The organism is Alkalibacillus filiformis, from assembly GCF_030814115.1.
GTDB lineage: Bacteria > Bacillota > Bacilli > Bacillales > Alkalibacillaceae > Alkalibacillus > Alkalibacillus filiformis.
The window spans coordinates 44,737-62,357 of sequence record NZ_JAUSUP010000003.1 but is presented as its reverse complement, the minus strand read 5'-3'; the positions used below and the strand labels follow the sequence as shown (position 1 = coordinate 62,357).

16 protein-coding genes are annotated in these 17,621 nt (G+C 36.8%); 1 reads left to right on the top strand and 15 read right to left on the bottom strand.

The window, feature by feature from the left end; all coding sequences use genetic code 11:
- Nucleotides 1–30: 30 nt before the first annotated feature.
- The 13 genes from J2R98_RS07175 to J2R98_RS07115 form a co-directional block, all read right to left on the bottom strand.
- Nucleotides 31–1,227, bottom strand: a complete 1,197-nt coding sequence (locus J2R98_RS07175; protein WP_307067510.1) for a NupC/NupG family nucleoside CNT transporter — start codon at nucleotides 1,225–1,227, stop codon at nucleotides 31–33.
- Nucleotides 1,228–1,401: 174 nt separating this feature from the next.
- Nucleotides 1,402–2,031 carry a SafA/ExsA family spore coat assembly protein gene (gene safA, locus J2R98_RS07170; protein ID WP_370871947.1) on the bottom strand — a complete coding sequence of 210 codons (630 nt, stop codon included), beginning with the start codon at nucleotides 2,029–2,031 and terminating at the stop codon, nucleotides 1,402–1,404.
- Nucleotides 2,032–2,046: 15 nt separating this feature from the next.
- Nucleotides 2,047–2,763, bottom strand: a complete 717-nt coding sequence (locus tag J2R98_RS07165; protein WP_307067508.1) for a hypothetical protein — start codon at nucleotides 2,761–2,763, stop codon at nucleotides 2,047–2,049.
- A gap of 67 nt (nucleotides 2,764–2,830) precedes the next feature.
- Nucleotides 2,831–4,126, bottom strand: coding sequence for a 2-oxoglutarate dehydrogenase complex dihydrolipoyllysine-residue succinyltransferase (odhB, locus tag J2R98_RS07160; protein WP_307067506.1), 1,296 nt, complete (start codon nucleotides 4,124–4,126; stop codon nucleotides 2,831–2,833).
- 14 nt (nucleotides 4,127–4,140) lie between these two features.
- A complete protein-coding gene (locus J2R98_RS07155; protein ID WP_370871946.1) occupies nucleotides 4,141–6,963 on the bottom strand; it encodes a 2-oxoglutarate dehydrogenase E1 component in 2,823 nt (940 codons plus the stop codon).
- 247 nt (nucleotides 6,964–7,210) lie between these two features.
- Nucleotides 7,211–8,866: a P-loop NTPase family protein gene (locus J2R98_RS07150; RefSeq protein WP_307067504.1), complete on the bottom strand. Its 1,656-nt coding sequence runs from the start codon at nucleotides 8,864–8,866 to the stop codon at nucleotides 7,211–7,213.
- A 414-nt stretch (nucleotides 8,867–9,280) separates the two neighbouring features.
- On the bottom strand, nucleotides 9,281–9,754 hold the full coding sequence (trmL, locus tag J2R98_RS07145; protein ID WP_307067502.1) for a tRNA (uridine(34)/cytosine(34)/5-carboxymethylaminomethyluridine(34)-2'-O)-methyltransferase TrmL: 474 nt from the start codon (nucleotides 9,752–9,754) through the stop codon (nucleotides 9,281–9,283).
- Between the two features lie 52 nt (nucleotides 9,755–9,806).
- Complete coding sequence (locus J2R98_RS07140; protein WP_307067500.1) at nucleotides 9,807–10,331, bottom strand: methylated-DNA--[protein]-cysteine S-methyltransferase; 525 nt, start codon at nucleotides 10,329–10,331, stop codon at nucleotides 9,807–9,809.
- Nucleotides 10,332–10,348: 17 nt separating this feature from the next.
- Complete coding sequence (locus J2R98_RS07135) at nucleotides 10,349–10,840, bottom strand: hypothetical protein (RefSeq protein ID WP_307067498.1); 492 nt, start codon at nucleotides 10,838–10,840, stop codon at nucleotides 10,349–10,351.
- Entirely contained in the window at nucleotides 10,837–11,310 is a 474-nt protein-coding gene (locus J2R98_RS07130; RefSeq protein WP_307067496.1) for a hypothetical protein, read from the bottom strand. The genes J2R98_RS07135 and J2R98_RS07130 overlap by 4 nt, the downstream gene beginning before the upstream one ends.
- Nucleotides 11,311–11,419: 109 nt before the next feature.
- Nucleotides 11,420–12,565 (bottom strand): tRNA epoxyqueuosine(34) reductase QueG, encoded by a 1,146-nt coding sequence (gene queG / locus J2R98_RS07125; protein ID WP_307067495.1) that lies wholly within the window; start codon nucleotides 12,563–12,565, stop codon nucleotides 11,420–11,422.
- A gap of 27 nt (nucleotides 12,566–12,592) precedes the next feature.
- Nucleotides 12,593–14,287: an ABC-ATPase domain-containing protein gene (locus J2R98_RS07120; RefSeq protein ID WP_307067493.1), complete on the bottom strand. Its 1,695-nt coding sequence runs from the start codon at nucleotides 14,285–14,287 to the stop codon at nucleotides 12,593–12,595.
- 20 nt (nucleotides 14,288–14,307) lie between these two features.
- Nucleotides 14,308–14,973, bottom strand: a complete 666-nt coding sequence (locus J2R98_RS07115; RefSeq protein WP_307067491.1) for a TVP38/TMEM64 family protein — start codon at nucleotides 14,971–14,973, stop codon at nucleotides 14,308–14,310.
- Between the two features lie 145 nt (nucleotides 14,974–15,118).
- Between J2R98_RS07115 and J2R98_RS07110 the strand changes: the two genes are divergently transcribed.
- Complete coding sequence (locus J2R98_RS07110; protein ID WP_307067489.1) at nucleotides 15,119–16,027, top strand: DUF4349 domain-containing protein; 909 nt, start codon at nucleotides 15,119–15,121, stop codon at nucleotides 16,025–16,027.
- 4 nt (nucleotides 16,028–16,031) lie between these two features.
- On the opposite strand, the gene J2R98_RS07105 is transcribed toward J2R98_RS07110, so the two are convergent.
- Together J2R98_RS07105 and J2R98_RS07100 are read right to left on the bottom strand one after the other, a co-directional pair.
- The gene (locus J2R98_RS07105) at nucleotides 16,032–16,520 is read right to left on the bottom strand and encodes a hypothetical protein (RefSeq protein WP_307067487.1); all 489 of its coding nucleotides are present in this window, start codon (nucleotides 16,518–16,520) and stop codon (nucleotides 16,032–16,034) included.
- A gap of 10 nt (nucleotides 16,521–16,530) precedes the next feature.
- Nucleotides 16,531–17,535, bottom strand: a complete 1,005-nt coding sequence (locus J2R98_RS07100; protein WP_307067485.1) for a DUF3231 family protein — start codon at nucleotides 17,533–17,535, stop codon at nucleotides 16,531–16,533.
- Nucleotides 17,536–17,621 lie beyond the last annotated feature (86 nt).

Here is a 17,621-nt window from a genome sequence, read left to right as displayed (position 1 = left end):
ACTTATATCTGATTGTGGATTTTATTTAACTTATAGGAATAAACCTGCGATTGTTGCAGATAGGATTGATGCTAATGTCGCACCAACTAGAAGCTTCATACCGAAGCGCGAAACAGTCTTACCTTTCTCTGCATCAATACCAGCTACTGTACCAGCTACAATACCAATTGAACCGAAGTTCGCAAAGCTTGTTAAGAATACTGATACAATACCGATTGTCTTTTCAGAGAATTGTTCTTGCATTTCAATGAATTGTAGCATTGCTACGAATTCGTTCGTCACAATCTTAAGTCCCATTAAACTACCGGCATCAAGCATTTCACCTGGGCTAATACCCATTAAGAAAGTTATCGGTAGTAATAGGTAACCAAGTGCAAGTTCTAGAGAAGCACCAGGGATTACAGCACCTACAATGAAGTTAACTAGTTCTAAGGCTGCTAAGAATGCGATTAACATTGTTGCTACGATTAGAGCGATCTTACCACCGTCCATCGCACCATTTGCCATCGCTTCGAAAATACTCTTAGATTCAGTAACATTTTTAACATCTACTTCGTCATCTTCATCTTCTACATCAGGTGGTGCAATAATTGACGCAACAATTAGTGCACTGAACATGTTAAGTGGAATAGCCACTAATACATACTCAGGCGGAATCATTGTCATATAAGCACCAATGATTGATGCTGAAACAGAACCCATCGCTGATGCTGATACGATATACAGACGGTTTTCTGTAATTCTGTGGAACTGTGATTTAATTGCGATTAACGCTTCAGATTGTCCGAAAAACATACTGTTTACAGCGTTAAATGATTCAATTTTCGGTAATCCAGTTACTTTAGATAGTGCACCACCAACATATTTGATGATCAATGGAAGCACTTTCAAGTAAGTTAATACAGAAAGAATAGTTGCAAAGAAAATAATGATTAATAGTACATCAAAGAAGAAGACATGTGGGTTATCAGGATCCGTCATTGCAATACCGCCAACAACGAAATCTACACCTTCACGTCCAAACTCAATTAGCTTTTCAAACACTGTTGCAATCGCTTCAATAATAATGCGACCGATTTCAGTGTTGAACATAAACCATGTAATTAAACCTTGTAGCACTAACATAATTCCTATACCTTTGAAAGGAATATTGCCACGGTTGCTAGACATTAGCATTGCTAGTCCAATAACAGACGCAATGGCTAACAAGCCTAAAATGATATCCATTTCGTAGTCCCCCTACCCCATAAAAGTTATTATTATTTCAATGACGCTATTGCATTTTACCAAGTTCATTATGAAAACGCAATCATCTTACAAAAAAATTTCGTGAAAAAATATGGCATTTCGGTAATCGTTGTATTTCGCTCGTTTCATGCGTAATAAATGGGCTTTAAAGGTCTATCTGGCAATGAACATTTGCGTCCAATAATGACGGTATTGACCACCTTCTGCATACCCAACCCCTATATGTGTCATATTAGGGTCTAGCATGTTTTCACGGTGACCTTGACTATTCATCCAAGAATCTACAACTGAACGGGGGCTTTGTTGGCCTGCTGCTATGTTTTCAGCTGCTCTTCGGTATGATACGTTGAACTGCTCGATCATGTCAAAAGGTGAACCATATGTCGGTGACTGATGGGAAAAATAGTTTTGATCACGCATATCTCTTGATTTATACCTCGCAACACGAGATAGCTGCCAATCACTTTTTAACGGTTGGAGGCCGTGTTGTTGTCTCATTTCATTAGTAATGCGAATCACTTCATCTTCTATTGATTTCACTTCAGTTTTTAAAGGGATCGTGACATCATCACCTGGGTAAATCAAATCGGGGTTATCAAACTGTGGATTAGCATTAATTATTTCACTCAAACCAATTTGATAAGTTCGGGATATTTTCCATAACGTATCACCTGGTTGTACTGTATATATATCTACCGAATCAGCGTGGCTTTGTTCAGAAGGATGAATTTGAACAATTGTCATAATGATTAATGCCATCAAAATATAAAAAAAGATTCTCATAAAATACACACCCTTTCACTCACCTATATTGTGAGCTAAGAGTGTGTATTTTATGTCATTTTCTTCTAAAAGTATTTTTATTAAACTTGAATAACTAAGTGGTTTTGTTAATAAAAGTTCATAAGTTCCACGTAATTGGTTTATGATATTACAGGCTTTTTCCCATTCTTTCGTAGATACATCTCCATCTGAAATATGCGTAATATTCAACTTACTACCTATTAAATGTTCAACTTTTAATAACATTTTTAAAGGGGCAGCTACAGACGTTCCTCCTTGAAAATCCTCAAGTAATAATTGATTAGGATCATAATTAACTAATTGTTCACGGTGATAAAGTACGGGGTGATTCTCTTGATCCTTCATAAGATTAATTAATGTAAGGCTCTTTAGACTTCTCATTGATTTAGAAAGGTCTATTAATAAGACCTGTATTTGTTGTTCCATTTTATTAATATGATGAACCTGTTTATACTCAAGGCTTTCTTCAAACGATTGACGTGTACGAAAATGGTTCAGCAAAGTATTCCGCATATGAATATGTTTTGATTGGAATGAACCATTATCTTGATGAGCCTTCTTGTAGTTATTTAATAACTTCACGACGTCTTGTACTTTTAAAAGTTTGTATGTATCTAACGAGTTGGTACTTGTGTTGTAACGTTGTGAATTCTGTTTTACATGATCTATACTCTTATGTCCGTGTAAGTAATAACGGCTGTCATACTTCAAAAAGACCACCTCATATGAAAAACCTCTTGCACCATTATATGCAAGAGGTTTTGTGTCATGAGGTTTATTATCCTTCTAATAGTAAGTCGTACGGATCTTCAACCATTTCTTTAACACGGTTTAAGAATTGTACTGCTTCACGACCGTCAACGATACGGTGATCGTATGAAAGTGCAAGATACATCATTGGACGAACTTCAATGCTGTCATCTGGCATTACTTTAGGACGCTTTTCAATCTTGTGCATACCTAAAATACCAACTTGTGGCGTGTTCAAGATCGGTGTTGATAGTAATGAACCGAAAATACCACCATTCGTAATTGTAAATGAACCACCTTGTAAGTCTTTCATAGATAATTGACCGTCACGTGCTTTTTTCGCTACGTCCATAATTTCACCTTCAATACCAGCGAAGCTTAGACGATCAGCGTCACGTACTACTGGTACAACTAGACCTTCTTCAGTTGATACAGCCATGCCAATATCATAGAATTGCTTCTTAACGATTTCATCACCTTGGATTTCAGCGTTTAGAAGTGGGAATTCTTTAAGAGCTCCGATTACAGCTTTCGTAAAGAATGACATGAAACCAAGCTTAATGCCATGTTTCTTCTCGAAATCATCTTTACGGTCGCTACGTACATTCATAATGTTCGTCATATCTACTTCGTTAAATGTCGTTAACATGGCTGATTGTTCTTGTGCTTCTACAAGACGCTTAGCGATTGTTTGACGACGGCGAGACATTTTCTCACGTTCTACTGGCTTATCAAATTCTGTTTTCTCAGCAGACTGGTCTTTTTTAGATTCTTTCTTAGAATCTTTCTTCTTACCTTCATCTACTTTAGATTTAGCTGCTGCTTCAACATCTTCTTTTGAGATGCGACCAACTGGATCTTTTGGCTTGATTTCACTTAAATCAATACCTAATTCACGAGCGCGCTTACGTGTAGCAGGAGAAGCTACTGGTTGATCAGGGTCGTGATCAGCTGTTTCTTCTTTCGTTGTCGGTTGTTTTTCGTCTGATTCTTTTTCTTCTTTCTTATCTTCTTTCTTCTCATCTTTAGCTGGCTCTTCGGACTTCTCTTCTTTGTCAGATCCACTATCAGAGCTTGCTGCTCCCTCGCCACTCTCATCAACTTTAGCGATTGCGTCTCCAACTTCTACGTCTTCACCTTCACCAACTAATAATTCTGTAATGACACCAGCGTAGTCAGAGTTAACTTCAACGTTAACTTTGTCCGTCTCTAATTCTACGATTGGGTCACCTTTCCCTACTTGATCTCCTTCTGATACTAACCATTCAGCAACCGTTCCTTCAGTAATGGATTCGGCTAACTCTGGTACAATAATTTCCTTCACGTCATTCTCCTCCTTTAATCTAGCTTCAATGCTTCATTGATAATGCGACTTTGCTCTGCTTTTGATACATTCGGATCACCAACAGCAGGTGATGAACGATAAGGGCGCCCAACATAATGAAGCTTCTGTTTAACTTTCTTAATATCTTGAATTCGTTCTTTAACGAAGTCCCAGCTTCCCATATTTTTCGGTTCCTCTTGAATCCAAACGATTTCTTCAATGTTTTTGTAATTCTTCAGTAATTCTTTTAATTCTTTTTCAGGGAATGGGTAGATCTGTTCTAAGCGTGCAAAGTGAATTTCATCAGTGTTATCACGTTTTTCCATCGCTTCTTCTAAATCAACCATCACTTTACCGCTACCGATTACTAAACGTTTAACTGCATCAGCATCTTCCCCAGAACCTTTTTGTTCAAGAATATGCTTAAATTTACCTTCAGATAGCTCTGTATGGTCAACAGCGACACGCTGATTACGTAACAGGCTCTTCGGTGTCATAACAACTAACGGTCGTGCTGCTTCTGTACCTACAATTGCTGCTTGACGTCTTAATAAATGGAAGAACTGAGCTGCAGAAGTTACGTTTGCAACTGTCCAGTTATTTTCAGCAGATAATTGTAAGAAACGCTCTAGTCTTGCACTTGAGTGCTCTGGCCCTTGACCTTCATAACCATGAGGAAGCAACATTACAAGGCTTGCAATTTGCCCCCATTTAGCACGGCCGGACGCGATAAATTGATCAAAAATCACTTGTGCTGCGTTTGCGAAGTCACCAAACTGTGCTTCCCAAAGAACAAGTGTATCATCACATTCAACGCTATATCCATACTCAAATCCTAAGACCCCATTTTCAGATAATGGACTGTTATAAATGCTAAATGATGTATCCACACCTTCTAGTCCATGGAACGGGCTATATTTACGTTGTTTTTCAGTATCGTGTAATACAGCATGACGGTGAGCAAACGTTCCACGTTCTGAATCTTGACCAGTCATACGGATCGGTGTGCCATCTTTTAAGATTGAAGCATATGCTAAAGCTTCACCTAAAGCCCAGTCAATTTTCTCACCTTCGTTAAACGCTTTTTCACGACGCTGTAAAATTTTCTCTAGCTTCTTGAAGCCGTTAAAATCATCTGGACGCTTTAACATGTCTTCATTTAATTTCTTCAATACATCTGTATCGACAGCTGTTTCAATTTGATCTAAGCCATTAACAACCTCTTCAGGTAAATCAGGAATCGTATGTTCAACGTCCTCATTTTCCTTCATGCTGTTGTATGTTTCACGAAGTTTAGACATAACATCATCTTTGAATGTTTTAGCGTCATCTTCTGAGATCACATTTGAATCAACTAAGAAATCAGCAAATAGCTCGTAAGCTGTTTTATGATTATCAATTGACTGATACAGTAACGGTTGAGTTCCACGCGGCTCATCCATTTCATTATGGCCATAACGTCTGTAACCAACTAAATCAATAATGACATCTTTTTGGAACTTCTTGCGGTATTGATATGCTAGTTCTACAGTCGATAAACATGCTACAGGATCATCTGCATTAACGTGGATAATCGGCATTTCAAAACCTTTAGCTAAATCACTCGCATACTTCGTTGAACGACCATCTTTATGGTTTGTTGTAAAACCGATTAAGTTGTTTGCAATAATATGGATGGAACCACCTGTCTCATAGCCATCTAATTGAGACATGTTTAACGTTTCGGCTACAACGCCTTCACCGATAAATGCAGCATCACCGTGAATTTGAATGGTAAAAGCTTTATTGAAATCGGGATCAGCATAACCAGAAACTCCACGGTTATCTTGAACGGCACGTGTATAACCTTCAACTACAGGGTTAACAAATTCTAAGTGAGAAGGATTATGTGCTAGTGTAATCTTCGTCGTCTCTTCATCACCAATTTCACGGTTTCCACCGAAGTGATATTTTACATCTCCAGTCCAACCGTAGTTAATACCGCTAGAACCTTCAGAAGGTACTAATTCTTTATCAGGTGAATGAGCGAATTCTGAGAAGATTAACTCATAAGGCTTTCCGAGGATATGTGCTAATACGTTCAGACGTCCTCTGTGAGCCATGCCCATCATGACGTGCTCAACGGAGTCTTCATTACCGTTCTTCACCATGTGTTCAAGCATTGGCACCATCATGTCCAAACCTTCAATAGAGAAACGTTTCTGTCCAACGAACGTCTTACCTAAAAATTGTTCAAAGCCTTCAACTTCGGCTAATCGTTTAAGTACTTCTTTCTTTTCTTCACCACTTAGAGACACGTCAATAGCACCAGTCTCTACTTTGTTGTAGAGCCACTCGCGCTCATCATCATCAGGAATATGGTTAAACTCATAAGAGGCTTTTCCAGAATAACGTGATTTTAAATGTTGAATAAGATCCCAAGCGTTTTTTACATGGCTTGGTGCATCAGATACTAAAACACTAGCATCCATTTGTTTTAGATCCGACTCTGCTAAATCATATGTTTTTGGATCAACTAACGGTGTCGAACGATCGTCTTGTTTGCCTACTGGGAAGATATCCGCTTCAAGATGTCCATGACGTCGAATCGCATCAACAAGCTTCATTGCAGAAGTTAACTTCTTCATGTCTGCAACGCTCGCCTGCCCACCACTTGAAGGTTCAACACCACCTGACTGCATCCAATCAGGAGCTCCATGTTCTTCAAACATTTGACGCAGCGATTCATCAACTGCATCAGGGTCATCTAAAAATAATTCATACTGCTCTTCAATATAGCCCATGTTCGGGCCATGAAAAGCATGCCATACATTGTCGTTAGACCCTTTGATTGCCACTTTTTACTACCCCCATCGATTTGTACAAATTGTTTTATACTTATTAGTTTATAACAGTTCTCCTATAATTCTCTACTATAATGTTTACCCATAAAACAAGGTCTACAAACAGTAAATAGAGAACATTTGGAAAAACATAATATACCTTCAATTAGTATATATGAAAACAAGCTTATAGAAAAGGTTCATGCGCGAAAAATTGCAGATTCATCGTCTTAATGTCGAATTCTACCTATATATATAAATTTTATCGAGTTAACGTATCATATAGATCTTCAACTAGTTTGTTTGAATGCTTTATATTCTTACTTTCTAAGTACGATTTAAATTGATGTTGTAGCCATTTACGCAAATCACCTTTTACATCTAACTCTTCCACATATTCTTCCAATAGCTTTTGCTTAAAAACCTTTTGATATTCTTTAGGCAATAAATTTATACTCATTTGATCATCAGTCTGTTCATCTATAAGCTCTTTTAACGAACTATACATGTCGTCACTAACATTAAGCCAACTTTCTACTTTTTCACGATCATAAAGAGATTCATAAACAAATCGATCTAAACGCTTTGACTCATGCTTACATATGAAATTTTCTAAAAGTGTTTGTATTTGTATATAATAATCTTTTTCTGCTCTTTTGATTAAGTCCTTGTACCAATGAAAACTTGCAGTGTCTAAGCGATAGTCTAGTTCAAGCAATTTGCTTAACTCCTCTAATAAGTCATTAGCACTAACAACACCAACTCTACTCATACAACGACCTAGCACTTGAAAAGCTATTCTCGCCTCTATCCCAAACATACCATCTCTTTTATTAAGCGTAAAAGCGTTTGCTTGGTTTAAATTATGAATACGTTTAATCAAAGTGTCACCCTTTTTATGGTGATCCAACCTTGACATTATAATTGCTTTTGCAAGAGTTTCTAACGCTAGGTACCCTAAACGAGTTAGATCCTTTTCATTTAATGCAGATTTATAAAGGGTCACTTCTTCATCTAGTTGCAAGTTATGCGGGACGCGTATGAAAATCATTCGGCTTAGTAGTGCATTGTTTGTATTTTGTTGTATAAAGTCTTTTAAATCTTCCTCATTTGAATGCCCGATTATGACTTGGTCAGTATAAACCATTGATTGACGTGCGACTTTATAAACATCCTCTTCAGCTAACGTCAAAAACGGATACATGAGCTCCCTGCGTGTCTTAAACACTTCATGTAACTCTAACAACCCTTGGTTAGCTATTTGAAATTCCCCGTCATAACGATAGGCTCTTGGATCTGATACCGAACCATATTTCGTAATAGTTGAATAATTTACATCACCGATTAAATCAGTGACCTCTTGTGAATAAGGGTCACTCGGTACAAATGTTCCAATACCATTACGGTCCGTTTCACTAATATAAAAACGTTCGACTTCAATTTGACGCCAATTACCGTCATAATCCTCGATTAATCGATGTTGATTGAGAGGGGATAAAAATCCTTTAACATCTAAATTTACTTTTGTTTTCAGCTTCTCTTTAATGTCATCAGGCAAAGCTAACAGCGGGTTTTCGTTTAACGGGCAATCTTTAATTCTATAGACCGCACCTTCGTCTGTTTTGGAAAACGACATTAACGCTTCTTTTATTAAACGGACAATGGACGTTTTACCACTTCCTGGCGGTCCAACTAATACAAGTAAACGTTTACGGGCATCATAACCTTTAGAGGCAGGTATTAAATAGTTCTTTTCAATTTCATCTAGTATATAGTCCATTCCATATATTTTAGTAAATAAGCCTTTTCTCCTCGCCCGCTTGAAAGCTAGGTATAACCGTTCGTGACTCGTTTTATATGGAATGTCCCGATCTATTATAGACTGTACATACTCTTCCAATGTTCCTTCCCACTTCATACAATTCCCCCAATAAAACTAGTTAAGGTAAAGATTTAATCTAGACCTTCATATCATTTTATTCAGAGGATGGATGTTGTTATACTTATATAGGCACTGCAATTTAGAAGATTATTTGAACTTGTTAACACTTATATTCACAATTCCAGAACTTTTGGTTATAATAAGGTTACGCATAGTCTTGATAATAAGGAGGATTCCCCATGGTAACAGCAATCATAATGGGTGTTTGTTTAGTATTTTTAGTTGCGATTTTCACTGCTGGTTACGAAGGTCAGCCAGGAGAGCCGCGTAAATAAAACACTCAAAGACACTCGCCGAGTAACGGGACCTTTAAGGTGAAGACAAAGGCGTAGTTGTACTGATCATTGAATATTTACAACAAAAAAGCAGAGGGACAATCCCTCTGCTTTTTTATTTCACATTTGGAAACCCTTGTTGCCTTAATGCTTCATAAATAATTATTGCTGCTGTATTCGATAAATTTAAAGATCGAACGTGTTCAGTCATATGTACTCTTAAGCATTGTTCTTCTTTACCAACAAGCAACTCTTCTGGAATTCCATCTGTTTCTCTTCCGAAAATGAAAAAGATATCTTCCTCTTGATTACTATAATCATAATCTGTGTAATGTTTTGTCCCGAAATTCTCAATATAATAAAAAGACCCTTCAGGATAAGCATCATACATATCATCCAACGAATCGTGATATTGAATATTAACATCATGCCAATAATCTAATCCTGCACGCCTTAACATCTTATCTTCTGTAGAGAATCCTAAAGGCCTAATTAAATGCAATGTCGCGTTTGTCGCTAAAGCAGTACGAGCTATATTACCTGTATTTGCTGGAATTTCCGGTCGGTATAATACAATGTGTAAACCCAATGTTTCCACCTCTTTATTTGTTAACTGACGAAATGTATTATACCACAAAATATTAGTTTATTTTTAACCATTTTTCATCTTCTGCCTCAAGAGCTAATAATGCTTTCTTTCGCTCAAGACCACCTTCATATCCAACAAGCTGTCCATTGCTCCCAATAATACGATGGCAAGGAATTAAGATCGAGATCGGGTTTTTATTAATCGCTCCACCAACAGCCCTTACTGCCTTTGGGTTATTAATCGCCTTGGCAATTTGCTGATACGTAGCAGTCTTACCGTAAGGAACTTGTAAAAGAGCATTCCAAACCGACTTTTGAAAATCAGTACCAATTAGCTTCAATGGTAAATTCTCACCTAAAGGTTCTTGATTAAAGTAGCGTTCTAACTTTTGAATAACTTTTTGATTAAACGGACAATCTTCAACCCTTTCATATTGATCAAAAGCTTTTACTTTCCTATTCAACTTGATAAGGTTTTCGTCTTTTAAATGCTCAATTAAATATAAATGGTGATCATAACTACCGATGATGAGAGGTCCTATTGGTGATTGATAAGTGGTAACTTTCATATTCCCCATATCATCATACTCCCCTTTTACATAGTCGGATCTTTCTTTTTAATTAACTCATAAAACAACCCATTAAATGTCAATATAACTATAAATATAATAACAGAATAATACACTTCGTAGTTATTTTGATAATGAATAACGTTCATAAATTTCGATAGCACTTCTAACAATAGACCAATAATCACCCAAATAATGGTATAAGGGATAAACGTTACCTTTCTTATATTCAGCTTCTCATAAAAATAAATATAAAAATAAGCAAAAGGTGCAAAGTTAATGTATGTTATGACATCTGTAAGCTCATAAGCATTTGAATCATTGACTTGATAAAAGTTTAACATACCGCCACCAATTGTGAAGTCAAAAATAATCGGAATGGTAAAACCTATGAGTAAGTATAGCACCGTAATGTGTTTAGGCAATACTTTAGGTAATAAAAAGAAAACAGCATAAACCACTATTAACATAGCAATGAGGAATATCTCATTTCGATCAAACTCTTCCCATAACATCATGTTTGCTTCACCACTTCGTCGTAAAGGTTGTGATAAAATTTATAACTCAATATAGAAATAAACATTAAGCCTGAAAAATAAATTAAATCATAAACAAAATTCCAATTTGTAAACTCAAACACTCTAAAGTACGTAAGTGAATAGTTTACAACCGTTAAAAATAGAACAGTCGTAATAAAGAGAAAGACTTTTGTTAACGTTCCTTCACTTTTTAACATTAAGGCTAAACCAAGCATTACAATAAATGGAGCAATGATACTTCGGTTTAGTAAATAAGCAATGTATTCTTGTGGTTCTTCTGTTACTTGGATCAATTCCATCTCTTCAATTAAGATCCATGACACATTAATCGAAACGACAATTGTTACTAAAAAGACCACTGTACTTTCCATTAAGTTCATTTTATTATTTATAACGATATAACATCCTATTAATAACCAGGCCAGTGTAAAGTATACGACGATTGACATAACGTCCTCCTGCAGTTGAAATGAATTGATACATATTTATTATTCTAAAGTTGCCTAAGTTTAATACGTCATTTACAAATAAAAAAAGCTCGGTTACGATAACCAAGCTTTAAGTCGTTGTTTGAACTTTTAAAAAGTCTAATCCTTTATCAATCTCTTCTATTACGTCTTCATCTTGTTCATAAAGTTTAGCTGTTTCTAAAACTTGCTGAGCATCTTCTCTACCGATTTTACCAATTGCCCAAGCTGACGTCCCACGTATGACTGGACGGGGGTCTTTTTTCATTAAGTTAATTAACGTATCGACTGATTCTTTCTCTTTGTAATGGGCTAACGCAATGATCGCATTACGTTGGATCGGTTTTTTCCCTCGCCAAGAACCTGACATGTAGCCAAATTTTTCTTTAAACTCTCGATTTGATATTGTTAATAGTGGCTCAAGTCTAGGTTTTGCTAATTCTGGATCTGGCTCCATATCAGAGTGTAAGTGATAGTCTACGCCTTTATTTTTCGGACAAACGACTTGGCATGTATCACAACCGTAAAGTCGATTACCGATTTTCGTACGATACTCATCAGGTAAGAACCCTTTTGTTAACGTTTGGTAAGCAATGCAACGATTCGCATTAAGCTGTCCACCTTGTACTAAAGCGCCTGTCGGACATTTATCAACACAAATGTTGCAATCACCACACCCTTCTTCTATTGGTTCATCAGGTTCAAAAGGAATGTTCGTAATTATTTCACCTAAATAAACCCACGAGCCATACTCTTCAGTTATTAAGTTGCAATTTTTACCGACAAAACCAATACCAGCCCTTTCCGCAACAGCACGGTCATGTAACTCACCGGTATCAACCATTGCTTTAAAATGAGCTCCTTCTACTTTCTCTTCAAGAAATTGACCAATTAAATTCAACTTTTCACGTAACACATCATGATAGTCTTTTCCCCAAGAGGCACGAGCAAAAATGCCACGTCGATCACCTTTTTTACTTTTCGGTGCATCTTTCATTTTAGAAGGATAAGCTAGAGCGATTGAAATGATTGATTGGGCTTTCGGTAACAATTTAGTAGGGGTTGTGCGTTCTTCTACAGTCCCTTTCTCAAAACCCGATTGATAGTTAAAGGCTTGTTGTGTGATTAACCGTTGCTTTAACGTATCAAACGTATCAGTTGAAGCAATCCCTACTTTTTGAACGTTAATTTCCTCACAGTAGTCGAACAACTCACGCTTTAATTGCTTAAAATCCATCACAACCCCCTCCTTTCTCATAAATAATTAAGAATCTATTTTCAACTGACGAATTCGATTAATCGCCGCTGCTATTTCAAATTTTCTTGGTCTAGCCAAGTCTCCAGGATGTTGATCTTTTCGTCCTTGTGTAAAGCTTAGACCTTGTTCATCCATGCTTCGTTCAAATAAACTAAGCCATTGCGCAATAGTTTTAGGTTCCTCACGACTGAACGCCATATATTTTAACATATTTGCAATCATTCTTGTTTGGGAATCATCGACAATTTGTTCGACTAAAGCTAAATCGACCGCTTGCTTACCTAACATAACGGTCTTTTGCCCTTTAGCTTGGGCTTTCGCTTTATGACCTAACTTCTTATGAATGGAGTTCGCATTAATTTTACGGTTTGTCCAACTACCAAAAGCCCCTTCTTCTATTACTTGCTTTCTAGGATCATTTTGAGCAATAAAACGAGCTTGTGAAGTAACATTAACAGGAACGTACTGGTCCATCATGATGACCTCATCTGCTATGTCAAAATAATCACCTGATCCACCCATAACTAATATTGTGGATCGATCAAGTTCGTCTCTTAATTGTTTCACCTTTTGGACAAACGGCGTAATCGGTTCTTGAGTTTTAGCCACGAGTTGTTGCATTCGTTCATCACGAATCATGAAGTTAGTTGCACTTGTATCCTCATCAATTAATAAAGTTGAACAACCGGCTTCCACCGCCTCCATTACATTAGCAGCTTGTGATGTACTACCACTAGCATTCTCTGTTGAAAATGATTCCGTATCTGTACCATTTGGTAAGTTGTTAATAAAAGGTGAAATCGTCACATTAGCTATACTACGGCCGTCTTCTGCTCTAATTTTCACTGCATCAAGATCCGTTAAAACATACTCTCTTCCATCACCATGAATATGTTCGTAAACACCTAACTCTAATGCTTCTAATAAAGTACTTTTACCATGATATCCACCACCGACAATTAACGTAATTCCTTTTTTAATAGCCATACCTGTAATTGGTTCTTCTCGGTGCGGAATAGTTAGAGATACTTCATTTTCTTTAGGGCTTTGGAATGGAACTGCTTGTTTTAATGGTTTTGAACTAATACCACTTGCTCGCGGTAAAATAGAACCGTTAGCTATAAAGGCGACCCAACCTTCTTTTTTCATTTTACCTCTTATGGCATCATGTTGATCAGCGAGTTCTAGCGTTTCATTTAATCGTTGTTCATTTAACGATAAAGCGGAATTTTGCACGATATGGGGTATCGCTTTAAGAAATAATTTCTCCGCTTCCTGTCCGTTAATCCTTCTACCGTTTGCAGGTAAACCGACTGACAAACAAATGGTTAACCCTTTTTCACTAAGTTCAACAGCTGTTCGTTCTAAAATTTGTTGATCAGGAGAATCGATGGCGATCATGCCGCTTTTACCGCTTCCTTTAATCGTCATTGACAAATTGTTAATCGTGTGACTCACTTGCCTTGCAATAAAGTCTTCAGCATATACTTTTCTTTTTTTCGTTTGAAGCCAATCCGTTGGAACGGATTGAACTTGTTCTGGAATGAAAATCCTAATTTTTGACGGTGATGCAAAAGGATCACCTTGAACATAATCTATGTGTAGTGTATATGTGTTGAATTGATATTGACCTTGTATGTCTTTATAGGATTTATAACTTTTGCGATCAATTTTTTGTAAGTGCTGTTGTAGATGTTTCATACATTTATCGCCTCCATAATCTAATCTGGTTTAAGGTCTTCAATCGCTCGCATAAACTTGTTATTACAAATAAACGGAATGACAATAACAATCACAAGTAGCGCAACTGTTCCGATAACCGTCATAACATTACCGTCTACCAAGCTGGCACCGACCAAGCTATAAACAATTGTACCTGGAATAATACCAATAACCGTAGCTTTAACAAAGTCCGCAAGCTTTACTTTAGCTAACCCTGCTGTATAACTTATTAAGTCAAAATTAATAACTGGAATTAATCGTAACATTAAAATATACAAGAACCCTTTTTCCTCAAACTTCTTACGGTAATACTCTGTTTTACCCTTTTTATGAAAGCGTACTGCTTTTTCCCCGAATCTTTTAGCGACTCCAAATGCAACTATAGCACTTAACGTTGCACCAATTAAAGCAAAAACAAAACCTAAATAAACACCAAAAGCTAACCCCGAAACAATTGAAAAAATTGAAGCTGGAAAAAGTACTAAAGGTCGCATTGCATATAAAATAATATAAACTACAGGAGCTAACCATCCAGCAGCGTATATAAAGTTACGAATGTCTTCAGGTGATAGATTTAATGCTCTTTGATTAATAAAAAGTAAAATTAAAACCATCACAAACAAAAGAGCCCACTTTACAATCGTTCCACGTTCCAAAACGTTCACCCTCACCCATGTTTTTATAGTCATAATTCCCGTTTAAAACTTGTATCAATCCTTCTTTTTAAAAATTCACTAACATAATTTGTAACATCGTTCATTTATAAACGTCTACTACATTACTATGCGAAATTTAGGGGGCATTGAATAAATGGTTAAACGAAAAGTGAGTTATCTTGCGGTTATGTTATTAATTATTTCAGTGATCTTGTATGGTTGCTCAAGCGACGATGCTGCAATGAATGAGGAAAGTTACGATACTGCAGACGATGGTGACTTAGGTGTGGTTGAAGAAAGAGAGATGGTTGAACAAAGTGGTGGGGATGAAGAACAAGCGAATGCAAGTCATGTAGAAGAAGTCGATTATGATCAAAATCGAATGGTTATATATACAGGTAGACTATCCCTTGAGGTACGCAACTTTGATGAAGCCGAACGAAAATTAACAGAACATATTGAAACAAGAAACGGCTACATTGTTGAGGCATCGCACTATGAACACGAAGGTGATTTTAAATCAGGGGCGATCGTAGCACGTATTCCAGAAGAACATTTTCACGACTTTATGAACAACATTGAAGGCGAACACACGACTATTACTGAAAAATCAATCCAAGGGCAAGATGTCACTGAAGAATACGTCGACTTAGAGTCTCGGTTACGCTCGAGAGAAGCTGTTGAAGAGAGGTTGCTAACATTTTTAGATGAGGCTGAAAGTACAGAAGATTTACTCGCAATTTCTAACGACTTATCACGAGTTCAAGAAGAAATTGAACAATTCAAAGGTCGTATGGATTATTTAGAAAACCATAGTAACTATTCAACTGTCCACATAAACATAGAAGAAAAAAGAATTGATATTCCTGACATACAAGACCAAAGCTCTTTAAACACGATCGAACGAGCACAACAATTACTCATGAATACAATAAACGTAATCATTAATATGTTGTCACAGTTATTTGTATTTACAATCGGACTTTCACCCATCTTAATCCCGTTAGCTCTTATTGCGGTATTTATATTAGTTAAACGCAAAAAACAAAACAACGCCGAGTGAATCACTAACTCTCACTCGGCTCATCTTCAGAAAAATCGATAAAACGTCGTAATAGTTTCGCGATAAAAATACCTATTATAAAACCGACAATATGTGCTAAAATCCCCGTCCAAATCGGCCCTAAAAGAACACCCATTATTTGAAATGTTGGTGAAGCAATCACACCAATTGTTCCTAAAAAAGCCGCAGAAGCAAACGGTATATAGGATAGAGGTTTTTGACCACCACCGGCATCACGATAAGCATCCCACATGGCAAACATATAAAGACAAGGGTAAAACATAATCCATTGATAATTAGTTGCTTCAATTGCTATATCCGTATTCCCTTGAAAGCTTGGTATAATGATATAATTAAACCTCGCTTGTACATTTACAATAATCTCTAACAATATAAAGAAAAGTCCCTTAATATAGCTTTTATTGAGCAATTGAGCAAACCCTGGAAGAGCAATACTCCATATAATAGCTTCCACACGTTTATCCTTTTTCATAAAAAAACCTCTACTCGTTTTTTAGTTTGTCTCGCTCTGCAGCTTGTGGTGGCTGCTCTAACCACCCGTGATCAATCATCATGTTTGTACCGTCTTGAGTATATTGTGCTACCTCAGCCATTAGTCTCGTATAATGAACTCCTAAATCATGCCTAGGACTATTTGCAATGCTTAGACCGTAATAAGATAACCCTAATGCATTTAAGGAGGTCGTTTGATATAACATCAATTTATCCGAGAATACGAAAGAAGTACTATCAGTTACTTCTGTATCCCATGTCATTGGTACTGGCAAATCATTTTCTCGTAAGAGCGAACTAAAAATTTCAATATGCTTATTCGCTATTTCTTTACCTCGTTGAAAATACCGCCTTAGCTCTTTGGACTGTGTTGTTTGGGTAAATCCTGCCATCGTAGCAGCTCCTAATGCATTACGTTGAATATTCGAAAACAGATGAGTGACCTCTGGACCTGTTACAGGTCGCCTATCACCAAACCAGCCTTGTAAAAAGCTTTGTTTTTTTACAAAGTCAGGTTTTTTAGGTATTGGTAAGTATGGTGGGCGCATGTAGGTACCTTGTTTTAACGATACTTGAACGGCTTGCCCATGAAACTGTTGCGTTTCTTGTAAACAATTAGAGAAATACTGGTAAACATCTGATCTTGTTGAAAAAGCGACAGCCGAACTATAAGCCTTCTTACCAATCTGACCCATTTCCCTTAAGTACTCCAACATATATCCATCTGAAAAAATACGAGGTGAATTAATATCTACATCCTCATTTTCACTAAAAGCGACAGGAATTGGGTAACCTTCGTTATTGAATATAGTCTCAATCTCCTGTAAATGATTAAGCGCAGAAGTTAAGCTACTTTCCACTAAAGGTTTAATTTCATCGTCCTCGACTTTATTTAAGAAATTTTTCATCACACAAACTGTTAGGGAGTCATTCATATATGCTCCCCAAAGTTCTGATACTTCTGCTGCGGTTAAGCGAATGTTTTCCACCGTCATAAACGTTCCTCCATTATTTAAAATCTCATACTGTTATACTCTCCTATAACGCGAGGAACATTCACGAAATGGTTACAATTTACCAT